21 protein-coding genes and 2 pseudogenes are annotated in these 19,736 nt (G+C 73.2%); 12 read left to right on the forward strand and 11 right to left on the reverse strand.

Annotation, left to right across the window (positions count from 1 at the left end):
* Window positions 1-110: 110 nt before the first annotated feature.
* The gene (locus AC07DW_RS07115) at window positions 111-1,373 is read right to left on the reverse strand and encodes an erythromycin esterase family protein (RefSeq protein ID WP_478856595.1); all 1,263 of its coding nucleotides are present in this window, start codon (window positions 1,371-1,373) and stop codon (window positions 111-113) included.
* Between the two features lie 75 nt (window positions 1,374-1,448).
* On the opposite strand from AC07DW_RS07115, the gene AC07DW_RS07120 reads away from it, so the two are divergent.
* The 5 genes from AC07DW_RS07120 (at window position 1,449) to AC07DW_RS07140 (ending at window position 5,437) form a co-directional block, all read left to right on the forward strand.
* Window positions 1,449-2,198 carry a TioE family transcriptional regulator gene (locus AC07DW_RS07120; protein ID WP_478856596.1) on the forward strand — a complete coding sequence of 250 codons (750 nt, stop codon included), beginning with the start codon at window positions 1,449-1,451 and terminating at the stop codon, window positions 2,196-2,198.
* A gap of 909 nt (window positions 2,199-3,107) precedes the next feature.
* Window positions 3,108-3,737: a hypothetical protein gene (locus AC07DW_RS07125; RefSeq protein ID WP_478856597.1), complete on the forward strand. Its 630-nt coding sequence runs from the start codon at window positions 3,108-3,110 to the stop codon at window positions 3,735-3,737.
* A complete protein-coding gene (locus tag AC07DW_RS07130) occupies window positions 3,700-3,828 on the forward strand; it encodes a hypothetical protein (RefSeq protein ID WP_478856598.1) in 129 nt (42 codons plus the stop codon). Before AC07DW_RS07125 ends, AC07DW_RS07130 begins: the two co-directional genes overlap by 38 nt.
* Window positions 3,825-4,598, forward strand: coding sequence for a hypothetical protein (locus AC07DW_RS07135; RefSeq protein ID WP_478856599.1), 774 nt, complete (start codon window positions 3,825-3,827; stop codon window positions 4,596-4,598). The genes AC07DW_RS07130 and AC07DW_RS07135 overlap by 4 nt, the downstream gene beginning before the upstream one ends.
* Window positions 4,599-4,699: 101 nt before the next feature.
* A complete protein-coding gene (locus AC07DW_RS07140) occupies window positions 4,700-5,437 on the forward strand; it encodes a hypothetical protein (RefSeq protein WP_478856600.1) in 738 nt (245 codons plus the stop codon).
* A 149-nt stretch (window positions 5,438-5,586) separates the two neighbouring features.
* Here AC07DW_RS07140 and AC07DW_RS07145 read toward each other — a convergent pair.
* Window positions 5,587-5,814 (reverse strand): annotated as a pseudogene (locus AC07DW_RS07145) (ATP-binding cassette domain-containing protein); the annotation flags it as partial.
* Window positions 5,815-6,013: 199 nt separating this feature from the next.
* On the opposite strand from AC07DW_RS07145, the gene AC07DW_RS07150 reads away from it, so the two are divergent.
* From AC07DW_RS07150 to AC07DW_RS07165, 4 genes are all read left to right on the forward strand, one after another.
* Entirely contained in the window at window positions 6,014-6,292 is a 279-nt protein-coding gene (locus AC07DW_RS07150; RefSeq protein WP_478856601.1) for an NAD(P)-binding domain-containing protein, read from the forward strand.
* A 40-nt stretch (window positions 6,293-6,332) separates the two neighbouring features.
* Window positions 6,333-6,524, forward strand: a complete 192-nt coding sequence (locus AC07DW_RS07155; RefSeq protein WP_478856602.1) for an NAD(P)-binding domain-containing protein — start codon at window positions 6,333-6,335, stop codon at window positions 6,522-6,524.
* Between the two features lie 473 nt (window positions 6,525-6,997).
* A complete protein-coding gene (locus tag AC07DW_RS07160; RefSeq protein ID WP_478856603.1) occupies window positions 6,998-8,221 on the forward strand; it encodes a serine hydrolase domain-containing protein in 1,224 nt (407 codons plus the stop codon).
* A 49-nt stretch (window positions 8,222-8,270) separates the two neighbouring features.
* Complete coding sequence (locus tag AC07DW_RS07165; RefSeq protein WP_478856604.1) at window positions 8,271-9,062, forward strand: DUF2785 domain-containing protein; 792 nt, start codon at window positions 8,271-8,273, stop codon at window positions 9,060-9,062.
* Window positions 9,063-9,094: 32 nt separating this feature from the next.
* On the opposite strand, the pseudogene AC07DW_RS07170 reads toward AC07DW_RS07165, so the two are convergent.
* A pseudogene (locus tag AC07DW_RS07170) lies at window positions 9,095-9,454 on the reverse strand (IS982 family transposase); the annotation flags it as partial.
* Window positions 9,444-9,959 carry a YunG family protein gene (locus AC07DW_RS07175; protein ID WP_478856605.1) on the reverse strand — a complete coding sequence of 172 codons (516 nt, stop codon included), beginning with the start codon at window positions 9,957-9,959 and terminating at the stop codon, window positions 9,444-9,446. The pseudogene AC07DW_RS07170 and the gene AC07DW_RS07175, both read right to left, overlap by 11 nt.
* A gap of 140 nt (window positions 9,960-10,099) precedes the next feature.
* Here AC07DW_RS07175 and AC07DW_RS07180 point away from each other — a divergent pair, with 140 nt between their 5' ends.
* The gene (locus tag AC07DW_RS07180; protein WP_478856606.1) at window positions 10,100-10,687 is read left to right on the forward strand and encodes a hypothetical protein; all 588 of its coding nucleotides are present in this window, start codon (window positions 10,100-10,102) and stop codon (window positions 10,685-10,687) included.
* Between the two features lie 83 nt (window positions 10,688-10,770).
* Here the strand turns inward: AC07DW_RS07180 and AC07DW_RS07185 are convergent, their stop codons facing one another.
* Window positions 10,771-10,974, reverse strand: a complete 204-nt coding sequence (locus AC07DW_RS07185; RefSeq protein ID WP_478856607.1) for a hypothetical protein — start codon at window positions 10,972-10,974, stop codon at window positions 10,771-10,773.
* A gap of 502 nt (window positions 10,975-11,476) precedes the next feature.
* Here AC07DW_RS07185 and AC07DW_RS07190 point away from each other — a divergent pair.
* Together AC07DW_RS07190 and AC07DW_RS07195 are read left to right on the forward strand one after the other, a co-directional pair.
* The gene (locus AC07DW_RS07190; protein WP_478856608.1) at window positions 11,477-12,451 is read left to right on the forward strand and encodes a DUF1259 domain-containing protein; all 975 of its coding nucleotides are present in this window, start codon (window positions 11,477-11,479) and stop codon (window positions 12,449-12,451) included.
* 371 nt (window positions 12,452-12,822) lie between these two features.
* The gene (locus AC07DW_RS07195) at window positions 12,823-13,239 is read left to right on the forward strand and encodes a CBS domain-containing protein (RefSeq protein ID WP_478856609.1); all 417 of its coding nucleotides are present in this window, start codon (window positions 12,823-12,825) and stop codon (window positions 13,237-13,239) included.
* Between the two features lie 257 nt (window positions 13,240-13,496).
* Here AC07DW_RS07195 and AC07DW_RS07200 read toward each other — a convergent pair whose 3' ends face one another.
* The 6 genes from AC07DW_RS07200 to AC07DW_RS07225 all read right to left on the reverse strand — a co-directional run bounded on the left by AC07DW_RS07200 (window position 13,497) and on the right by AC07DW_RS07225 (window position 19,438).
* Entirely contained in the window at window positions 13,497-13,751 is a 255-nt protein-coding gene (locus tag AC07DW_RS07200) for an EF-hand domain-containing protein (protein WP_478856723.1), read from the reverse strand.
* Window positions 13,752-14,497: 746 nt separating this feature from the next.
* Window positions 14,498-16,234, reverse strand: a complete 1,737-nt coding sequence (locus AC07DW_RS07205; RefSeq protein WP_478856610.1) for an ABC transporter ATP-binding protein — start codon at window positions 16,232-16,234, stop codon at window positions 14,498-14,500.
* Window positions 16,235-16,441: 207 nt separating this feature from the next.
* Entirely contained in the window at window positions 16,442-16,858 is a 417-nt protein-coding gene (locus tag AC07DW_RS07210) for a lasso peptide biosynthesis B2 protein (RefSeq protein WP_229891363.1), read from the reverse strand.
* Window positions 16,859-17,056: 198 nt separating this feature from the next.
* Window positions 17,057-17,314, reverse strand: a complete 258-nt coding sequence (locus AC07DW_RS07215) for a lasso peptide biosynthesis PqqD family chaperone (RefSeq protein WP_229891365.1) — start codon at window positions 17,312-17,314, stop codon at window positions 17,057-17,059.
* Window positions 17,311-19,170 (reverse strand): asparagine synthase-related protein, encoded by a 1,860-nt coding sequence (locus AC07DW_RS07220; protein ID WP_478856611.1) that lies wholly within the window; start codon window positions 19,168-19,170, stop codon window positions 17,311-17,313. Before AC07DW_RS07220 ends, AC07DW_RS07215 begins: the two co-directional genes overlap by 4 nt.
* A 160-nt stretch (window positions 19,171-19,330) precedes the next feature.
* Window positions 19,331-19,438, reverse strand: coding sequence for a keywimysin-related RiPP (locus AC07DW_RS07225; protein ID WP_165995458.1), 108 nt, complete (start codon window positions 19,436-19,438; stop codon window positions 19,331-19,333).
* Window positions 19,439-19,736: the final 298 nt, after the last annotated feature.

The raw sequence follows: 19,736 nt of genomic DNA on the forward strand, positions 1-19,736 counted from the left end.
AGCTTGCGCAGCTCATTCCTTTCTCCCCCCCCCCCCCCCCCTTCCTCCCCCCCCCCCCCCCCCCCCCCCCCCCCCCCCCCCCCCCTCCCCCCCCCCCCCCCCCCCGGCCGTCAGGGTGACGGTGCGGCGGCGACATGGAGCACGGCGTCGCAGTGTCCGATCGTCGCGGCGTCGAGCGGGAAGTACCCCTGTTCGGGACGGACGTCCGTCCGGACGGCGGGTGCCGTGTCGCCCAGGGCGGCGACGAGCCGGCGTGCGTCGAACAGGGCGCACTCCCGCGCGGCCGGCCGCAGCGCGTCCTCGTAGGTGCCCGCCGGAGGTTCCCCCAGCCCCAGCGTGGCGCTCGTACCGAGGCTGCCGGCGATGAAGGCGTAGCCGTCGCCCAGCAGGGCGGCGGCGTTGGCCCCCGCGCTGAACCAGGAGATGTCCGTGCCGGCCATGGCCATCGCGCTGGGATTCCGCTGGAGGTGGAGGTTGTGGGAGAACACCAGCGTCGGGCCGCGGCGCCGCTCGCGGGCCCGGACGTCCATCAGATTCTCGACCATCAGGGCGTCCCGGACGGCGCAGATACGGGCCAGGCGCTCAGCCGGCGCCGTCCGGTCGGCGAGCTGCGCGTGGTACCGCAGCAGGCCGAGCGCGGCCCGCCCGTGCGTCTCGGCCTGCCGCCATGCGGCGAGCGAGGTGGCCGCGACCAGCCGCGGCACCTGGGCGTGCAGGGTGGTCAGCAGGTCGTCGGTGACGACCCGCAGCGCCGAGGCCTCCGCGGAGGCACCGGGGGAGCGCTCGGCGGCCAGCACCGCCTCGGTGGAGCTCCAGCGCTCCTCGTCCCCGAGGAGCCCGTCCAGGTCCGCGCGGCCGTGCAGGAACGCGTCCGGCCCCAGGTGCTCGGCCAGGTAGCCGTGCAGGTGCCGCAGATAGCGGCCGGGGCTCGGCGCGCTCATCGTCTCCGTGGGCGCGTCGAAGCCGTGGAACGCCACCTGTTCAGCGGCGGGCCGGCCCTCGTTGTACGCGCGCAGCCAGGCCACCAGTTCGCGGTTGGCGGCCATGAGGCCGAAGTCGTGGCTGAAGCCCTCGGTCATGGCCCGGTCGAGTGTTCCGGCTCCGTCCCGGACGAACGCGTCGACCCGGAGTGCGGCGATCCGGTCGGACTCCACCGCGACGGACCGGTAGCCGTGCTCCACCAGCACCCGCAGCATGCGGTTGCGCAGGTACCCGAAGGCCGGTTCGAAGTGCGTCGGCTCGCCGAACGCCAGCAGCTCCGGCGGGGCGTCGTGGGTCTCGAAGAAGGCGGCCAGTGCCGCCGCGAGCCCTTGGCCGTCGTCGGGGCCGAACGCCCCGTGGACGGCGGAGGCCATGGAGGAGGTCGAAGTCATGACCTTCACCGTATCGTTGAACCGACGGTGTAAGGTCGAGCGGAATTTCCGCCGACTGCGACGGGAGAAAACGCCGTGAACCCTCAAACGGCCGTGCAGGTCACGGGTGAGCGGTACCGCCCCGTCCACCTCGCCCGCGAGCACGGAATCTCCACCCAGGCGGTACGCAACTACGAGCGCGACGGCCTGCTCCCGCCGGCCGCTCGCACCCCCGGCGGCTACCGCGACTACTCCGACGTGCACCGCCAGGCGCTGCGCACCTACCTCGCCCTCGTCCCCGCGCACGGCCACGCGGCCGGTGGCGAGATCATGCGGGCGGTCAACCGGGACGACCTGGACTCCGCGCTCCGGACCGTCGACCGCGGACACGCCCAGTTGCTGCGCGACCGCGAGACGCTCGACGCCGTCGAAGCGACCGCCGAAGCCCTCGTCCGGGCCCCGGCCGGAGGGCTCCCTGACCGCCCCCTGACGATCGGGCACCTCGCCCACCGGCTCGGCGTCTCTCCGGCGACCCTGCGGAAATGGGAGCGGGCCGGGATCCTCCTGCCCGCACGGGACCCCGGCACCGGACACCGCCAGTACACGCCGGGCGACGTACGCGACGCCGAACTCGCCCATCTGCTCCGGCGCGGCGGCTACCCGCTCGGCCACATCACCACCGTCATCCAGCAGGTCCGTGGCGCCGGCGGCGCGGAGCCGCTCGCCCGCTCGCTCGACGACTGGCGGCGGCGGCTCACCGACCGCGGCCGGGCCATGCTGACCGCCGCCGGAGCGCTCGCCGCGTACCTCCGCGTGCTCGACGCCGCGCGCCACGGCGACTCCTGACCCACCGGCGATGCGCCCGGCCGTCATCCTGCTCCCGGCCCGACTGCTCGACCAGGCCGGCGGCGGGTTCCTGCCGCAGAGCGCGCTCGCCGCCGCCGGGGGACGCATCACCGCTCCCGGTGACGCCAGCGGCGTCCTCCCGCTCGGCGGCGCCTCGACCACGGTGATCGGCCTCGTAGGCGCGGTCGTCACCCCCGGGCCGGTCGACGGGCACCTCCACCGCTCTCCGGGAGGCCGATCCGCCCAACAGTCCCGACCTGTCCCGCCGCACCGGCGTGGAGCAGGTCCGCTCGGCGCTCGCCCGCGCGGTGCGGGACCGAACTCCCGCGACCGCCGAACCTGCTGACCGTCCTCGACGGCACCCCCCCCGCCCACCGCGACCCCGCCTCTGACCGCCCGACGGCCCCCGGCAGGCCGGCCCCCCTCGACAGGCGCGGCGCGGGTGGTACGGAACCAGGAGCCCGGATGACCCGTGCCGCAGTGCGCGTAGGACCCGTCCGACCACGGGGGTCGTGTTCTTCGGCACACCGCGCGCGGGCTTCCGCTCACCTCGCGCTCACCGTGCGGGCGTCCGACGCCGTCGATTCCGGGACCGGGAGCAGGATCATCCGCGCATCCGCGGCATCCAGGGAGACCGCAGAGGGGTCATCCCGGTTGAGGCGGGTGGGGCGTACAACTGTTCCCGTGGCTCGTGAGTCTGGGATGCCGAAAGTCAGCCATCCGCACGGTCCTGGGGGACTCATGGAAGAGCGACACAAGGCGGCACCGGCGGTCCCATCACCGCCGGTGCCCGCGTACAGCACGGGGAAGCCGGACGGTCCGCCGGACGGGGGCGGGGACGGAGGTGGCAGTGGAGCCGGGGGAACGCGGGCGCAGGCGGCGGGCTCCGGGCGACGGGGCCGGACCGGCGTGGTGTGCGCGACGGCCGCCGTCATCGGTACCGTCGTGGGGGCGGTGGTCGGGTACGGCGTGCAGGCGCAGCGCCCGCCCGACCCCTTGCCCCCGTTGGCCCAGCCGAACCTGGCCCACCCGTCCGCACCTTCGCCCGGGGGCGCGCGACCGAGGCCGCTCACCGTCGCGGAGGACCGGAGCCTCAAGACCGCCGGCGACCTGCGGAAACTGCTGATCGGCAAGCCGAGGGGCGCGAGGCAGGCCGTGGTGCCCGTGTTCCGGGGAGGCGTTCCGCCCGCCGACGGCTGGCTGACCCCGGACGGTTACGCGCGCGAGTACCTAGACGAGGACGCGACGTTGCGGTTCTTCCTTCGGCAGGGCATCCGACGTGTGGCCGCCGCGGACTGGGTGGGCAGCGGCCCCGGCGAGCAGGTCGCGGTCCGGCTGGTGCAGTTCCGCCCGGACGTGTCGGACGGGGCTGTCCGGTACGCGGAGTCCCAAATGGAGTACGTGCCCGCGTCCCGGGGCGCCGGCAACCCGGGGCATCCGATCGACGGCAGCTCGAACGGGCGTTACTTCGTCTACTCCACCGAAAGCGTCTCCGGCCGTGGTGGCAGCTATCACGCGCGCGCTCGGGTACCGCGGTGACGTCATGTTCGATATCCACGTCTTCGACGCCGACCCGATCGACGAGACGGCCATCCGGTCGCTCGCCGAGCGCCAACTGGAGCGCCTGTGAACATCACCGACACGCCACCGCGCCGGCTCAAGCACCGCGTCACGCGGTACCTCCCGGTCCTGCTCGCCCTCGCCGTGACCGGCGGTGGCCTGGTCTGCGTCCGTGTGCTGTCCGAAGGCGCCGAGCGAACGGTGCCCACGGCCTACTGGCCCGCCGAGAGCCCGGTCCCACCGGCGCCCTCGGGACCGTCGGCCGATCGCCCACCCGCCGGGCGAACCGACACGGCCCTCAGCCGCATGCTCCTCCCGGTACCCGACGGCTACCGGCTCGGGCCGGACATCGACGAACACGGCAACGACGCCGCATTGAACGGCGTCCAGGCCGCCGCGCTGCTGAGGGCACGGGCGGGTGGGGATCTCACCGGCGCTGAGCGCCGCGAACGCGACGCGCACTACCGGAAGCTGCGGCTCAAGGGGATCGCCATGCGTTCCTACACCAATGACACCGGCGACCTTGTGATGGAGACGATGATCTTCCGGATGGGTAACCGGCAGGGCGTGCGGGAAACGTACGCACTGCAGACCGGACTCTACGAAACCCTCGACGTCTTCCGCCCCGCGCCGAAGGTGGGCGGCCCGTACACGGCGGCTTGTTACCTCCGGCAGGAGCACAAGGGTTCCCAGCTCGACAGCATGGTGTGTGTCGCCGCCCACGGCGAGCTGCTGCTCAACATGCGGGCGTACGGGGCGAAGCCCCTGGCCGTCACAACGGCCGTCAAGCTGCTCGAAGAGCAGCTCGGCCACATCGCGTCCCCGGCGGTGGCCGCATGACCGGCCGCCCCATGGCAGCCCGGCCCGAGCCGGAATCACCGACCGCGTCAGCCGCCGTTCAGGAAGCCGCGCGGCGTGTCGGCCGCCAGGTCCCCCGGGCCGTGACCCGGTGGGTCGCCGCCGTTCTCGTTCTCGCCGGCACGGCCACCACGGCCGCACTCGTACTCACCACTCTCGACCGGTCCGACCTGCCCGGCCTCGCCACCAGGAGCGACGGACGGTGGGACTTCCCCCCACTGGCCGCCCCCGCCCTCCCTGCCGGGTCCCCTCCACCCTTCGCCGAGGAGAACGAGGCCGGCGTCCACCACGCGGACCTGCGCGCACTCGTCCTCCCGGCGCCCGCCGGCGCGACTCCCGACGCGGAGCTCGACGGGGGATGGACGACCATCGACCGGTACGTCGCGGAGTACGACACGGCCTCGCGGGCGTCCCTGCGACAGCACCTGAACGACTCAGCGCTGCGACACATCGCCGCCCGGGGCTGGACGATGCCCGACGGCACCGAGGCCCGGGTCTACCTGCTGCGCTTCACCACCGGCAACCACGCCCAACGCTTCGTCGAGGACGAGCTGAAGCTGCTGAGCGGCCAGTCCGTGACCGTACCGTTGAACGGGGCTGGCGACAGTGCGATCGATGGCGACTGGGACAGCTCGGGCGCGCCCCGGGACGTACAGCAGTACGTCTTCGTGGAGCGGCAACCGTATGGTGCGCAACAGATCCGCCACGCCTACCTGCCGCTGGGCGACACCGTGGTGTTCCTCCGCCATGAGAACAGGGGCGAGGTGAAGGCGATCCCCTTCCACCAGTCGATGATCCTCCAGACGCAACTGCTGACCTAGGGCGCTTCTTCCGGACCTTGGTGCGGGCGGACTTCGCACGCTGCAGCCCGCGCACATATTGGCGGGATGGACGAGCCGAGGCGAATGGCCGGGTGTGGAGCAACGAGGTCCGAGCACATCCGACAGCTGAGCTGGATCGGGACGCCCCGTTCGTGAAGCCGGTCGCCCTGTTGGCGGTGGCCGACGAGTGCGCCGTCGACGGTGAGCCGCCCACCGTCGGCCTTCTCCAGGTGGTTGATGCAGCGCAGGAAGGTGCACTTGCCGGACCCCGAGGGGCCGAGAAGCCAGCGGACCTGTCCGCGCTCCACGGCAAGGTCGATGCCCTTGGGGACCTCGAGTCCGCCGAAGTTCTTGCGGACACCTTTGGCGCGCACCATGGGGGTGCTCTTCGGTTCTGCTCCTTGCTGTCATTGCCGATCCGTTCCGTGGTTCCGCCGAGGAGGCGGCGGAACGGAGAGACGTGGCCGGCGCGGGTGATGCCGCGCCCGTCACGTCGTTCCAGCCACGCCTGGGGTATGCCGAGGAGGGTGACGAGGGCGAGACACCAGATGCTGGCCCCGACCAGCAGGCGACGCCATGCAGAACGCCACCGCACACGACATCGCGCACGACACCGCTCACGCCGACGTCCAGAGGATCGCCTTCCCCGGGCTCGGCGCGATGGGACTGCCCATGACCCGCCGCCTCCTCGACGCCGGCCACTCGCTCACCGTCTGGAACCGCACGCCCGGCAAGGCCGACGGCCTCGTCGCGGCCGGCGATGTGCGCGTGCCACGCCCGCCGAGGCCGTCGCCGACGCCGACGTCGTCTTCACCATGCCGGCCGACCCGGCCGCCGCCCTCGCCGACACCATGATCCCGGCGCTGTGCCCCGGCTCCCATTGGATCGACACCTTTTGACCGTCGGCCCCGGCACCGTGCGCGAACTCGCCGGCCGGCTCCCCGAGGGCGTCACCCTCGTCGACGCGCCCGTCATGGGCGGCGTCGACCGGGCCGCCACCGGCGACCTGCTCGTCCTCGCGGGCGGCGACACCACCCCCGTCGCCGGCGTCCTCGACCGGCTCGGCACCGTCACCGCCTGCGGATGACCCGGCACCGGCGCCGCCCCCAAGCTCGTCCTCATCAACGCCGTCATCGGAGGCGTCACCCTGATCGGCGAGGCGCTCACCCTCGCGGACTCCCTCGGCCTGCCCCGCGACCTCGCCCTGCGCACCCTCGGCGCGGGCGCCGCCGTCGGCCGCGCCCACCGCGACCGGCGTCCACCTCCCCGTCGCCTTGTCCGCGAAGGACATGGCCCTGGCGACCGGCGCCTCCACGGCGGAACTCCCCGTCCTGGAAGCCGTCCACGCGGCCCCGACCGCCGACTCGGCCCTCCGGGGTGAGGACCCCGTGGGCCGTGGCGCGCTGAGCGGCAGCGGGCGGCGGAGCGGAGCCGGCTCGGGACGCGGGGCGCCGAACGAGTGGACTCGCCGGGGCCCGGTCGGGCGGTCTGCCGTTCGCGCCGCGTCTGGTGCTGATCTGTCGCCGTCCGCGTCCATGACCTGGAAGAGGCGCCCCCACCATGAGACGAACCTCTCCCCGCCGACTGCTCGCCGCGACGCTGCTCGCGGCGTCCGTGCTGGCCCCGCTGGCCACCGTTCCCGCCACGGCCGTCCCCACCCCGCACGCCCCCGCCACGGCCGCCGGTCCGCGCGACGGCGACGACTGCCCCGCCGACGGCTTCGGCCCCGAGCTGACCGCCCGGCTCGACAAGACCGTCGAGGACGTCCGCAAGCAGGCCCGCGTCCCCGGACTCGTCGTCGGCCTGTGGATGCCGGGCAAGGGCTGCTACGTCCGCGCGACCGGCGTCGCAGACAAGAACACCGGCCGGCCGATGTTCGCCGACACCTACGTCCGCATCGGCAGCGAGACCAAGACCTTCACCGTCACCGCGCTCCTCCAGCTCGTCGACGAGGGCAAGGTCAGGCTCGACGACCCGATCGACGACTACATCCGAGGGGTCCCGAACGGCGAGAAGATCACGCTGCGCCACCTCGCCGGGATGCGCAGCGGCCTGTTCCCGTACACCGCCGACCCCGACTTCGACCACGACCTGCTGAGCGAGCCGAAGCGCCCGTTCAACCCGTGGGAGGTCCTCTCCTACGGCTACCGGCACCCGAACACCTTCGCGCCGGGCGCGACGTTCCAGTACTCCAACTCCAACCTCGTACTGCTCGGCCTGGTCGTCGAGAAGGTGACGGGAAAGCGGCTCGCCGATGTCATCCACGAGAGGGTGGTCCGCCCGGCCGGTCTGCGCCGAACATTCCTCCCCGAGGGGTCTGAGTTCCCCGTGCCCCACGCGCACGGATACACCGACCAGACGCTGACCGGCGCCGTCGCGGACGCCACCGACTGGAACCCCAGCTGGGCCTGGGCGGCAGGCGGCATGATCTCCAACCTCCAGGACCTGCGCCGCTGGGCCCCCGTCCTCGCCACCGGGAAGCTGCTCAGCGTCGGGACCCAGGCGCAGCGTCTCAAGGTGCTGCCGACCGGCTTCCCCGGCACCGACTACGGCCTCGGCATCCTGCGGACCAACGGCTGGATCGGGCACAACGGCTCCCTGCCCGGGTATGAGACCGTGACCGTCTACCTGCCCTCGCAGAAGGCCACCCTGGTCCTCATCCTGAACACCGACGCCCTCGTCGACGGCCAGGAGCCGTCGACTCTCGTCGCCCGCGCCGTCACGTCCGTCGTCACACCGCGCAACGTGTACGCCGGAGGGATCACCCCGCGCGACAAGTCCTAGGCGGTTTATTCGCGGTGCCGCAGGGTGGTGGGGGGCTATCCTGCGCGCCGTGATCAACTGGAACCAGATCGAAGCCGCTGACTGCGCGGTGCCGGCCGACCGCGCTATGGACGGTATGGTGCGGATGCTCTCCGACGCCCTTGCGGATCCCGATCCTCAGATCCGGGACGGAGCGCCTCATTCCGTCCTCTCGGCCTGGATAGAACGCGGGGTGATCGACGAGCCCCGGCGGCTGGCGCTCGGGGACGAGATGGCCGCCCGCTTCACCGCCCCGCAGGTCCAGGCCCGCACGTTCGCACCTCTGGTGCTCGACATGCTCGTGACCAGAGGGGACTTCAAGGCCGACTGGGTGGACGCCTTCGAGCGGTGGTACCCGGGCGAGACGGACCTGCGCGGCTACGACGAGAAGCTCGGCTGGCTCCACGCGGTCGCGCACGGCGCGGACCTGCTGAACCGGTTCGGCTGCCATCCCGAGGTGGATCCAGTGCGGATGCTGGACCTCGCCACCGCGCGGCTGACGGCGCCCACCAGCCAGGTATGGGACCAACTGGAGGACGACCGGCTGGCCAGGGCACTCGCCCGGGTGCTCACCCGGTCCGACATGAGCGAGTACGACGCGACCGCATGGCTGGAGCCGGTCGCCGCCGTCTTCGGCTCCGCCCAGATCCCGACACCGGTCCCCGCACACCTCACCAACTGCCTGCGCACGCTGCGCATGCTCTACCTCTTCGCGGACCGGGGTGTGCGGCCGAACCCCGAGTCGGAACCGGTAACCCTTCACCACCGGGAGGCGGTCAAGGCCGCGCTGGCCGAGACCCTCGACCGGATCATCAAGCGCTGAGCCGGGAAGGGGAGGCGCGGTAACGGTATCCGGCCGGCCCAGTCGGCCAGTTCCGACCGCTTCACCGTCGGTCTCGACATGCCGCCCGGCGCTGGGGTGAAGTCGATGATCCAGTGAGTGTCGAACCGGAAGTCGGTGTCCGCCGCGAGGAGACGTAGCGCCCTCTTCACCGGCGGCAGCGGCACGTACGGGAACATCGCCTGCGGGCGGGAGCGGACGAAGCGCAGCCACCTGGACTCCGAGGCGAAGCCCAGCGTCGCCCGGGCGACAGCGAGGCAGACGAGCTCGGAGTCCGTCAGCCGCGGTGGACGGCCCAGCCATTGGGTGTCTGCGACCTCGTCGTCGATCCGCGCGTACAGTGCGGTCAGCAAGGCGTTCAGGTCATCCGTCACACATCGGTCCGCGCCCGGTGGTACGGCCGTACCTCTCGCCGAGGCTCGACGGGTCCGACGCCCGGCGGTGAACCTCCGCCCGCCCGGCGACGCGACGCCGGGGTGAGGCGGGCTCGGGGAGCGGCGAGCCGAGGTGTGCGGCGACGCGCCGGCGCAGCAGGAGGTAGTCCTCCCAGCGGCGGGGGACGGGCCCCGGCGGACGTACGACGACCCGGGCGGCCGTGATGGTCTGCCCGGCCCGGAACTGCTCACGCGTCAGGTCGAGTTCCACCCCGCTGGGCAGCCGGTTCCACCAGTGGAAACCCCGCCGCGTCTCGCCGAGGTGGACCTCTCCGACCACCAGGTCGCCATTGAAGACGTCGTTGACGAGCAAGGCGGTTATGTCGCAGTGCCCCCAGGCCGGATTGCCGGGCCGCCAGTCGGGCCGGTCGTCGGGAGAGCAGGTGTCGGCAGCCCAGCCGGCTCGCAGGGCTCTGTCGAGGTCGTGCAGACTCCACGTGGCCATGTCGCCAGCATGGCATCCGGCACCGACAACCCGGCCGGCAGCCGGACGGCGCAATGCCGGACGGGGCGTAAACCGGGTGCGGGGCGGGCCGGAGTCGGGCAACATCCGGAGAGGGACGGGCCATTGCGAAGGGGGGCGCCGTGAAGACGACCCAGGCGTCGGGGCCGGCCGCGATCGACGGCGACATATTGCGCCGGCTCGACAAGGCGGTGCGCACCGGAGCGCTCGTGCGTGTCCACCGGTCGATTCCCCGCGCCGACCGACTCGAAGGCTTCGTCCTGGGCGTCGACACCGGGTGGACGCTGCTCGCCCACTGTACGGACATCCAGCTCGACGGGTGGACCGCTGTCCGGACGGCCGACATCGTCAAGGTGCGCCGCCGGGGTGACGACACGTGCCTCACCATCAGGGCCCTGCGCCGGCGAGGTCAGTGGCCGGTGCGCCCGCCCGCCCCCGCCGTCCGGCTGGACGCGCTGCCCGCGCTGGCGGAAAGCGCCTGTGGCGGCTTCGGGCTGATCTCGCTGCACGTCGAACGACACATGCCGGACGTCTGCCACATCGGCGCCCTGACGGAACTGCGGCGCGCGTCGTTGCGGCTGCGCGAGGTGGACACGGAGGCCCGATGGCGGGACGGTGTCTCCGCGTTCCGCTTCAAGGACATCACGCGGGTGGGGTTCGGCGGCCGGTACGAAGCGACCTTGCGGGAGTTCGCCGGTCCGCGTCCCTGAGCGCCGGTCACCCCCGGAAAGACGGGGTGCTCCCGCTGCCCGGGAGATCGGCGTACGACGACCTCCCGGGCGCGCGCCATCGTTCAGACGGCCAGGCAGCCCGCGCCCGGGACCTCCGACGGCAGGGCCGGCGACGCCGGGTCGACGAGCGTGGTCAGATCGGTCGCACTCGTGGTGAGGCAGCTGAGGGCGGCGACGGGGTCGGGTACGGCCACTGCCGCGGAGGTGATGGCGCCGTACCCGAGGAACGCGACGGTTCCGAGGACGACGGCCGCGATGCGACGCATGCGGGTTCCTTCCTGAAGCGGGGGTGCAGTCGTGCGGTTGGGCGGCTCGCCGGATGGGGCGAGTCGGCCACTGGCTACCCACACCGCTCCCGCGCGTACGCCTCCGTCACCCGTACGGGGACGACGAAACGATCCACCGCCGGGGAACGGTCCGCGCGAGCCCGGCGCCTTCGAGGGAGCGGGCTCCTGGTGGCGGGCCGGCCGTCTTGGTGTCGCTGACGGCGAGGACCGCCACGGGGATCACGTCGTGGTGTCGGGATTCCCGGGGGACCGGGTAGGACGTCCGGGCCACCGGGAAGAGCCGGGCGACCGCCGTCCAAGGGGGTGAGGGGGGAGTGCGCGGTGGCGTGGCGCCCGCCGGACCGGCCCGGCGCCGGTGAACCTGAGTGCCACTGGCACCACCGTCCCGCCGACGACCGGCAGGAGCCGCCGGACCGCCCGTCGCCGCCCCGTGCGACCGGACGCGGCCGTGTGGTGCGCGTGACGACATCGGGAGGCAGCCGTGGTGGCGAAGAGGAGGCGGAGCACGCCGGAGGCGGCTCCCTCACGGCGGGGGCTGCTCACCGCCGGGGCGCTGGCACCCGTCCTGGCCGGAGCCGGACAGCCCGCGGCCCAGGCCCACGGGCGGGCGCCCGCCGCGCCGCTGCGACCGCTGGTCACGGACATGGCCCACTGGCGTGGTGTCGCCGACGCTCTCGGCGCGCCGGGACGACTGGCGGGCGGCGGCACCGTGTTCCGGGTCACCTTCCCCCGCCCGGACCTGCACGTCTCGTGCTACGGCGTCGAGGGCCTGCCGGTCGCCTCGTACGCGGCGTTCGCCCGCTACCCGGACGGCAGGACGATGCTCATGGGCGACGTCGTGGCCACGGAACCCGAACTCCAGCGGGTCACCGACGCCCTACAGGCCCACCGCCTGGAGCAGACCGCCATCCACAAGCACCTGCCGGCCCACAGACCACCGTTGTGGTGGACGCACCTGCACGGCCTGTCGTCCGACGCCGTGGCATCGGCGCGCGCCATGCGCGCCGCGCTGGACGCCACCGCCACCCCCGCCCCCCGTCCCCCGGCCGCCGAAGCACCGGTGGACCTCGACACCGCCGCCATCGACGCGGCCCTCGGCGCCCGGGGTACGGGCGAGAACGGCTACCGCTTCTCCTTCGCCCGCCGGGAGACCGTCACCGACCACCACTACGTCGTCCCCCCGGAGATGGGCGTCACCACCGCGATCACGTTCCAGCCCGTGGGTGGCGGCCGGGCCGCCGTGTCCGGCGACTTCGTCATGACGGCCGGCGAGGTCCAGGCGGTCATCGCCACGCTGCGGCGGGGCGGAGTTGATGTGGTCGAGCTGCACAACCACGCCCTGCGCGACGAGCCCCGTCTCTTCTACCTGCACTTCTGGGCCGTCGGCGACGCGGTGCGGCTGGCGCACACCCTTCAGCGGGCCAAAGCCGCCACGAACCTGGCGGTCGGCGCCTGAGCGCGCCGACAGTGCTTGCCCGCCACCGGCACGCGGTGCCGGCGTGCGACACACCCGGGCGTGACGGCGGTGCCGCAGCCGACTGGGAGTTCGGCTGCGGCACTCCCACACACCAGGCGCGGCGGAGTGGACCGGCCTGCCGACACCGCGCCTGCCCGGACCGGCCGTCGGCATGCTGCGCCGATCGGGTGATCGTCGTTGTACGCGCCACCGGCTGACCGTCCGGCGGGTTCCGGCCGGGGGAGGGGGCCGAGGGGGCCGGGGGCGAACGCGCACGTTAGCGGCTGGGTTCACGGGGCACCTGTCATTGCGCCCGGGCCGTCCCTTGGGAGCCCGGGAACCTGAAGGCAAGGACATAGGGAGGCTGCGGTATGACTACGGCTCGCGAGATCATGACCGAAGGCGCCGAGTGTGTCGGTGCCGAGGAGACGGTGCTCGACGCCGCGAAGAAGATGACCGAACTGGGCGTCGGCGCGCTGCCCATCTGCGGCACGGACGACAAGCTCAAGGGCATGCTCACCGACCGCGACATCGTGGTGAAGGTGCTCGGCGTGGGCAAGGACCCGGCTCAGGTCAAGGCCGGCGACTTGGCCCAGGGTGAGGCGGTCACCATCGGTGCCGACGACGAGGCCGAGGAGATCCTGCGCACCATGACCTCGCACAAGGTGCGCCGTCTTCCGGTGATCGACGGCCACCGCCTGGTCGGCATCGTGGCTCAGGCCGATGTCGCCAAGGCCCTGCCGGACCCGAAGGCCGGCGACCTGCTCGAGGCGCTGTCCACCGACTGACCGCCCCGGCGGGGCCGGGCCGGGTCGCCACGTGCCACCGGAGCCGGTGAGTCCGCTGGGGCCCGCCCGCTCCGGGGCCGGGCCCCGCGGACACCGGCGCTCCGGTCGGCTGCCGGGGACGCCGTGCACGCGGGCGGACCGACACCGGAGCCGACGGCCGGCGCGGCGATGGGTGCGCGGGGTTCCGGGACCCCGCCGAGGCGCCGGCCGGTCGTCAGCGCCAACCGAACCCATGATCGCCCGACCGCGGCCGGTCGTCAGCGCCAGCCGAAACGGCGGTCCACCACCGCCGCGAACTCCTCCAGTGTCAGTACCGTGTCCCCGTTCTGGTCCGCGGTGTCGAACAGCGCCGAGGAGTGGTCGCCGTCTCCCAGACCCCAGATCGGAATGTCCCCCGCCGCGGCCAGGGACGGGCCCTTGGTCCGCAGAGCGGTGATCACTTCCTCGCGGGTGAGTGTCCCGTTCTCGTCGAGGTCGAGCGCCCTGAAGAGCTTGCGGGCCTTTTCGCTGATCACGTCGTCCGTGTCCCTTTCCCCGGTGAACGGGCCGCTCCACCCGCTCATGGAACACAACGCCATCCGGCCCCCCGCCGGTTCCCGGCCGTGCTCGGCGGGCGCGCTCGGACGGCGCCGGCACCGGCGTACCGGTTGGGGTCTTCGAGACGGTGCCGTGAAGAGGATGCCGAGGCCATCCGAGGACATCCGCACCAGGCGGCGGGGCCCTCACCCGCCGGCGAAGAGGCGGTCCAGGTGCGCGTCCAGCCGCGCGAGCGCTTCCCTCGCCCGTCTGCACGCCCAGCAGCGTGTGTACGCCGTCAGACCGTCCACCAGGCTGATGCATCGCCTCCGTGTGAGGGTCGACCGCCCGCCCCGCGGCCAGTTCGTCCCTCGGTCGGTCCACTCCCGGAACCACCGTTCGTAGCGACGATTCCGCGCTCGCCTCCGGGGCTGAAGCATTTCGGTGCGACGGCCTCGGATCGCGGTGCGCGGACCGCTTCTCACGGTGAGTTCGTCTACGGTTTGACGTCTTTCCCCGTGGTGTATCTCACCGCCTACGGCTTCCTTTGGTCCTTCGTTCTGCGACTGCGGAACCAAAGAACCGGACGACCCGTACGAACAGCCGCCGGTAACCCCGTCGCCATCGCCCGGAGGCGCGGACCGGAGCCGATGCCGGCACCGCACGCGGGCCCCGGCAAGCGTGTCCCACGCCCCGCCGCCCGTTCGCCGGGGGGACTCCCCCGGACCACACCTCGGGTGGGTCAGGCGAGGTGTTGCGCCGCTGCCAGCCGGTGGTAGAGGACGTCGGTCGTGAGCAACTGCGCGTGCGTGCCGGCCGCCCGTACCCGCCCGGCTTCCAGCAGCAGGATCTGATCGGCCGTGGTGACCGTCGACAGCCGGTGGGCGATCACGAGAATCGTGGTGGTGCGGCGGATGTCCGCAAGGGTCTCGTGCAGCGCCGCCTCGTTGGCGGCGTCGAGCTGGGAGGTCGCCTCGTCCAGCAGGAGGAGTCCCGGGCGGCGCAGCAGGGCGCGGGCGATGGCCACCCGCTGCCGTTCCCCACCCGACAGGGTGCTGCCGCGATGGCCGATGGGGGTGTCGAGTCCGTCGGGCAGGCGTGCCACGAGGGAGTCCAGGCGGGTGCGGTGAAGGACGTCGTGCAGCTGCGCCGCATCGGCGTCGGGGGCGCTGAGGAGGAGGTTGTCCCGCAGGGTGCCGGACAGGATCGGTGAGTCCTGCTCGACGTAACCGATGAGTGCGCGCAGCCGGGACAGCGGGAGGCGCGCGATGTCCTGGCCGTCGAGGAGGATGCGGCCACCGTCCGGTTGGTAGAAGCGCTCGAGCAGGGAGAAGACGGTGGTCTTGCCCGCTCCCGACGGGCCGACCAGGGCCGTGGTGGTCCGCGGTGGCACGGTGAAGGTCAGGTCCTCGTGCACGGCCGGGGAGCCGGGGCCGTAGGAGAAGCGCACACCCTGGAAGACGACGCGGGCGGGGCGGCGGGGCCGCGCCGCGCCGGCCGGGGCCGGGGGCGGACCGGCCGGCTCGGTGTCCATGGAGTGGACCTCGCCGATACGCGCGGCGGCGGCCGATCCCGCCTGCAACAGGCCGACCGCCTCGACCAGTTGCCCGACGCGCGGGGCGAGTGCGAAGACGTACAGGAGGAAGGCGACGAGGGTCGACACGGTGATGGCTCCGGTCGCCACTCGCGCTCCGCCCACGCCCAGGACGACGAGGAAGGACAGCTGCACGGCGACGGTGGAGGTGGTGGCCGACAGCGCCTGCCACCGGGCGGCCCGGGTCCCGGCACGACGGGCGTCCTCGGCCGCCTGGTGCAGACCGGCCGTCTCCCGGCCTTCGGCACCCGACGCCTTGATGGTGCGCAGGGCGCCCAGGGTGCGTTCCAGCAGGGAACCCATGCGGCCCACCGCCTCCTGGGCCCGGCGGGCGGCCCGGGCGATGTGGGGGACGGCCACGGCGACGGCCGCGCCGATGAGCGCGATGGTGACCAGCGTGATGCTCAGGAGCACCGGATCAAGGAGCGCCATCAGCAGCAGCGTCGCCACCACGACCACCAGGCCGCTGCCGGCGGAGGCGATCGAGCGGGTGGCGACCTGGCGCAGCACTGTGGTGTCGGACGTCACCCGGGAGATCAGCTCACCCGGCTCGGTGCGGTTGAGTTCGGGCAGCCGCAGGCGCGGCAGGCGCTCGGACAGGCGCCGGCGCGCCGTGCAGGCGACCGACTCGGCGGTGCGCTCCAGCACGTACTGGCCCAGTGCGGCGGTGGCGGCGCCCGCGACGACCAGGGCACTGAGTGCGGCCAGTGCGCCCAGCGCGGGGTGCCCGCGGTCCAGGTCGTCCACCATCCGCTTGGCCACCAGCGGCTGGGCCAGTGCCAGCAGGCTCCCCAGCAGGGACAGACCGCTGCCGAGGAGGAGGCCGGCGCGGTGCGGCCGCAGGTGGGTGAGGACGAGCCAGGGACGCGCCCGTTCGTCGCGCACGGCGGGCGCTCCCCGGCGTACGGCGCGTGCGTCGGCGGCCTGGGAACGTACGCCGCCGGCCGGCGCGGGGTTGCTCGGCGCGGGCGGTTTCGGCGGTGCGCCGGGGCCCTCCGCGGCGGGCGACGGCTCCGCGCGGCGGTCCGTGCGCCCGGGCGCGGGTGGCCGGAGGGGAGGCTCCTCGAACTGCGGGGAGGCGGTCACCTGCGCTCAGTCCACCGTGAAGAACCGCTGGAAGTAGTCGGCCGGTGCCCCTTCGCCGACGAGCACCCCCTCGGCCTCCACCCAGGCGTGCGCTGCGAATGGCGGCTGGGTGCGCACACCGACGCACCAGGTCGGCCACTGACCGCGCAGCCGGCACAGCAGCACGGTCGCCAGCGACCGGGGAAGGCAGCCCTGCTGCCCTCCAGCGGCCAGGCTGACGGCCAGGACGGTCTCGCGCGCACGGGCGGCCTCGGCGAGCGTCGCCGGCCGGGCGCCCTTGCGCAACCGCCGCAGTACGTCGCGGATACGGGCGGGGGACCGGCGTGCGAGGACGTGGGCGCAGACGACGACCAGCCGGGTCACCAGCCGCGGGCCGAGCGGAACCGACCGGGGGTCGTACGGGACGACTTGCGAGGTGGACACTGCTCTCTCCCCTTCGGGCACGATGAAGGACAAGGACAAGGACACGGACACCGACACGAGCACGGGCACGGGTGGACGGCGCGGCGGGCGGTCCGGTGGCGCGGGCGGCGGGCCGTGCTCGAAGGCACGGCGGGCGGTTCTCCGTGCTCGCGGCGGACACGGAGGACGCGGCGGGCGCGGGCGTGGCGGGGCCCGGGCTCAGCCCGTCAGCAGCCGGGCGGCGCGCAACTCCTCCAGGATGCGGGCGATGTCCTCCTCGACCTGCTCGGCGCTCACGTCGTACTTGTCGGTGAGCGCTGTCACCGCCTGGTCGGTCGTGGTGCCGTCGAGGAGGGCGCGCACGATCACGGCGGCGGTGGGGTTCAGGGTGTAGTACTCGCCGCTGCTCTGGTCGAGCAGGGCCATCCCGTACTCGGTGTCGGCCGTCACCACGCCGGGGCGCAGGGTCATCGTCATGCGGGGATGCCTCCTGTGTCGGTTCGGGGCCGGCTCCTTCGGCCGGCGGAATTCTCCCGGGTGCGCAGCCAGACCTCGCAGCCGACCGTGGCATGCAGCAGGGCGCTCTCCAGGTCGGCGGCGAGCGGCCGGCGACACCAGGCGCGCAGGGCCTCCACATCGATGAGCCCCAGGTCGTGCAGACGGGCGTCCTCCCACAGGGCGAGCAGGGAGGACCGGTGCCTGCGCAGCCCGGTTTCCTCCTCGAACGCCGCGTGGGCCTTGGTCGTCCGCCGTCGGCTGTCATCGGGCACGACGCCCCGCATGGCCTCCTCGATCAGCGGCTTGTACCGCCAGGGGGTCACACGTTCCTCGGGACGGACCGCGAGTGCCGCCTCGACGAGCAGGTCGTCGTAGTAGGGGGAGGCGAAGGTGACCCCCAGGGGCTCGGACATCTGCCCCACGTGCCGGGCGAAGCGGGCGAGGGAGCGCATCGTGGCCAGCTCGCGGTGCACGCCGTGCCCGCTGCCGAGCGGTTCCGCCTCCCTGGCCTGCGTACGGATGAGATCCCGTACGGCCTCGACGGCCCGGCCGGTGGCCCAGGGGGGCAGCCGTGGCGGGGTGCCCCACTCGAAGAGGGGCACCGACATGGGAGGTTGCGGCAGAGTGAGGTCGCGTGTCACCTGGTCGAGCCAGGCTCCGTAGGAGCGGCCGTCGAGCAACTGGCGCCATGCCGTTCGGCGGGACCACCGGTGTTTGGAGACGAAGCCGCGGGCGTGCCGCCGGCCCGTACGGGGGCGTCGCCGCACCAGGCCGTGGACGTGGGCGCTGGCGCCGCTGAACAGTTCGTCCCCGCCCATTCCGCTCAGGTGCAGCGAGGAGCCGCGCTCCGCGGCCCGCTCGATGATGTACATGCGCCGGTGGCGGTTGACGGCGTACAGCGACGGGGTGTCGAGGTCGTCGTCGAGTTCGTGCACGCCGTCGAAGGTCAGGGGCACGGCGGTCGCGGGCACCACGTGGTGCTCCAGCGGGTCGAGCGCCTCCGCCGTGCGCCGCGCGTAGGTGACGTCGTCACCGAGGACGTCGTGGATGGCGGCGGTGTAGGCGACGATCTCGACTCCCGAGCGGGCGGCGGTGCAGACCACGGCGGTGGAGTCGACGCCGCCCAGGTCGGCGCTGACGGGCTTGCCGCCCGCGACGCGTACGGCGACCGCGTCGGCCAGCCTGTCGCGGACCATCCGGGCGCCCTCGGCCAGCGACAGTTCAGCCGGCGGCGGTGACCAGTGCCGGCTCGTACGGGCGTGCCCGTCGCGGTCGAGCGTCAGGCGGTGGTCGCCCGGCACGACGTCGACGCCGCGCCAGACCGTCTGAGCCGTCAGGGGATGCAGGATTCCGGGGCTGAGCAGCTGGACGGCCAGCCGGCCCTCGTCCAGCTCCGCGCCGACCAGGTCGGCCAGGACGTCGGCGCGGTCGGCCACGACGCACGCGTTGTCCGCACCGCGTGCCCGCGCCACGAAGAGGCTGCGTACGCCGGTGACGGGGCCACGCGCGAGGGTTTCCCCGTCGAAGCTGGCGAGCAGGTGGTGACTGCCGGGCCAGGTGCGGGCGAGCCGCTCGGCAGCCTCGGGCGATCCGGCGCCGGCGGCACGCGCCGCCTCCCGCTCGGTCACCGCGTGCTGTCCCAGCACGCACAACCGGATGCGTCCTCGGGTCGCCGCCGTCATGGCGCCCTCCGGCCAACGCCCCAGCAGCCAGGGCCGGCCCGAGGCGTGCCGGATCTCCCGCGCTGCACCGAGGCGTACCAGCGCGGCCAGGGCCGCGACGGCATCGGTGTCCGGCAGGACCAGGAACCAACTCGCCCCCGTGGGAAATGACATCCCGGTCGTCATGCACAGGCCCCTCTTGGTCGACGCGGTCTCGGCAGCGGTGCGGGGACAAGCGTGGGCGGCGCGAATACGCCGCCCACGCTCCGGGTCCCACGCGCCCCGGGGCGAACCGTCGGAGTTCAGCCCGCCCGGGGCCGTCGGGTGGGCCGGATCAAAGCAGGCTGTGGCCGCCCAGCAGGTCGGGGCTGCCCTGGCCGGCCAGTCCGGTGACCTTCTGGAAGTCGCCGACCTTGGTGAGAGTGGGACGCTCGTAGGCCATCGTCATACCCTTTCGTCGTGGGATGAGCAGGACTGGTGTTGCGTCATGCGTGGGCCGGCGACCCGTCCTGATCGAGCCGGGCGCCGCCGACGCAGTGCACAAAGCTAGGTGGACGCATTTCCTCCGGCAACGGCGCACACAGGCCAATCAGCAAGGCGTTCCCGCAACATTCCGCTCACCTTTCCTGTGCGTACCGCACTACTGCCTGTGCAGTCGGTAATACTCCGAGAGAGCCGGGGTATGAGTGATGCCCTTCCCGAGGGGCGTGCGTATTTCGAGACACGCACGGCAGGTCGTG

Source organism: Streptomyces sp. NPDC045701 (assembly GCF_056432045.1).

What these genes read in the sequence shown, in the direction of transcription:
- AC07DW_RS07225 (WP_165995458.1), bottom strand. Translation starts at nt 19,438, where the DNA reads ATGGCCTACGAGCGTCCCACTCTCACCAAGGTCGGCGACTTCCAGAAG.
- AC07DW_RS07175 (WP_478856605.1), bottom strand. Translation starts at nt 9,959, where the DNA reads ATGGCCACGTGGAGTCTGCACGACCTCGACAGAGCCCTGCGAGCCGGC.
- AC07DW_RS07215 (WP_229891365.1), bottom strand. Translation starts at nt 17,314, where the DNA reads ATGACGATGACCCTGCGCCCCGGCGTGGTGACGGCCGACACCGAGTAC.
- AC07DW_RS07160 (WP_478856603.1), top strand. Translation starts at nt 6,998, where the DNA reads ATGAGACGAACCTCTCCCCGCCGACTGCTCGCCGCGACGCTGCTCGCG.
- AC07DW_RS07195 (WP_478856609.1), top strand. Translation starts at nt 12,823, where the DNA reads ATGACTACGGCTCGCGAGATCATGACCGAAGGCGCCGAGTGTGTCGGT.
- AC07DW_RS07115 (WP_478856595.1), bottom strand. Translation starts at nt 1,373, where the DNA reads ATGACTTCGACCTCCTCCATGGCCTCCGCCGTCCACGGGGCGTTCGGC.
- AC07DW_RS07185 (WP_478856607.1), bottom strand. Translation starts at nt 10,974, where the DNA reads ATGCGTCGCATCGCGGCCGTCGTCCTCGGAACCGTCGCGTTCCTCGGG.
- AC07DW_RS07220 (WP_478856611.1), bottom strand. Translation starts at nt 19,170, where the DNA reads ATGTCATTTCCCACGGGGGCGAGTTGGTTCCTGGTCCTGCCGGACACC.
- AC07DW_RS07150 (WP_478856601.1), top strand. Translation starts at nt 6,014, where the DNA reads ATGCAGAACGCCACCGCACACGACATCGCGCACGACACCGCTCACGCC.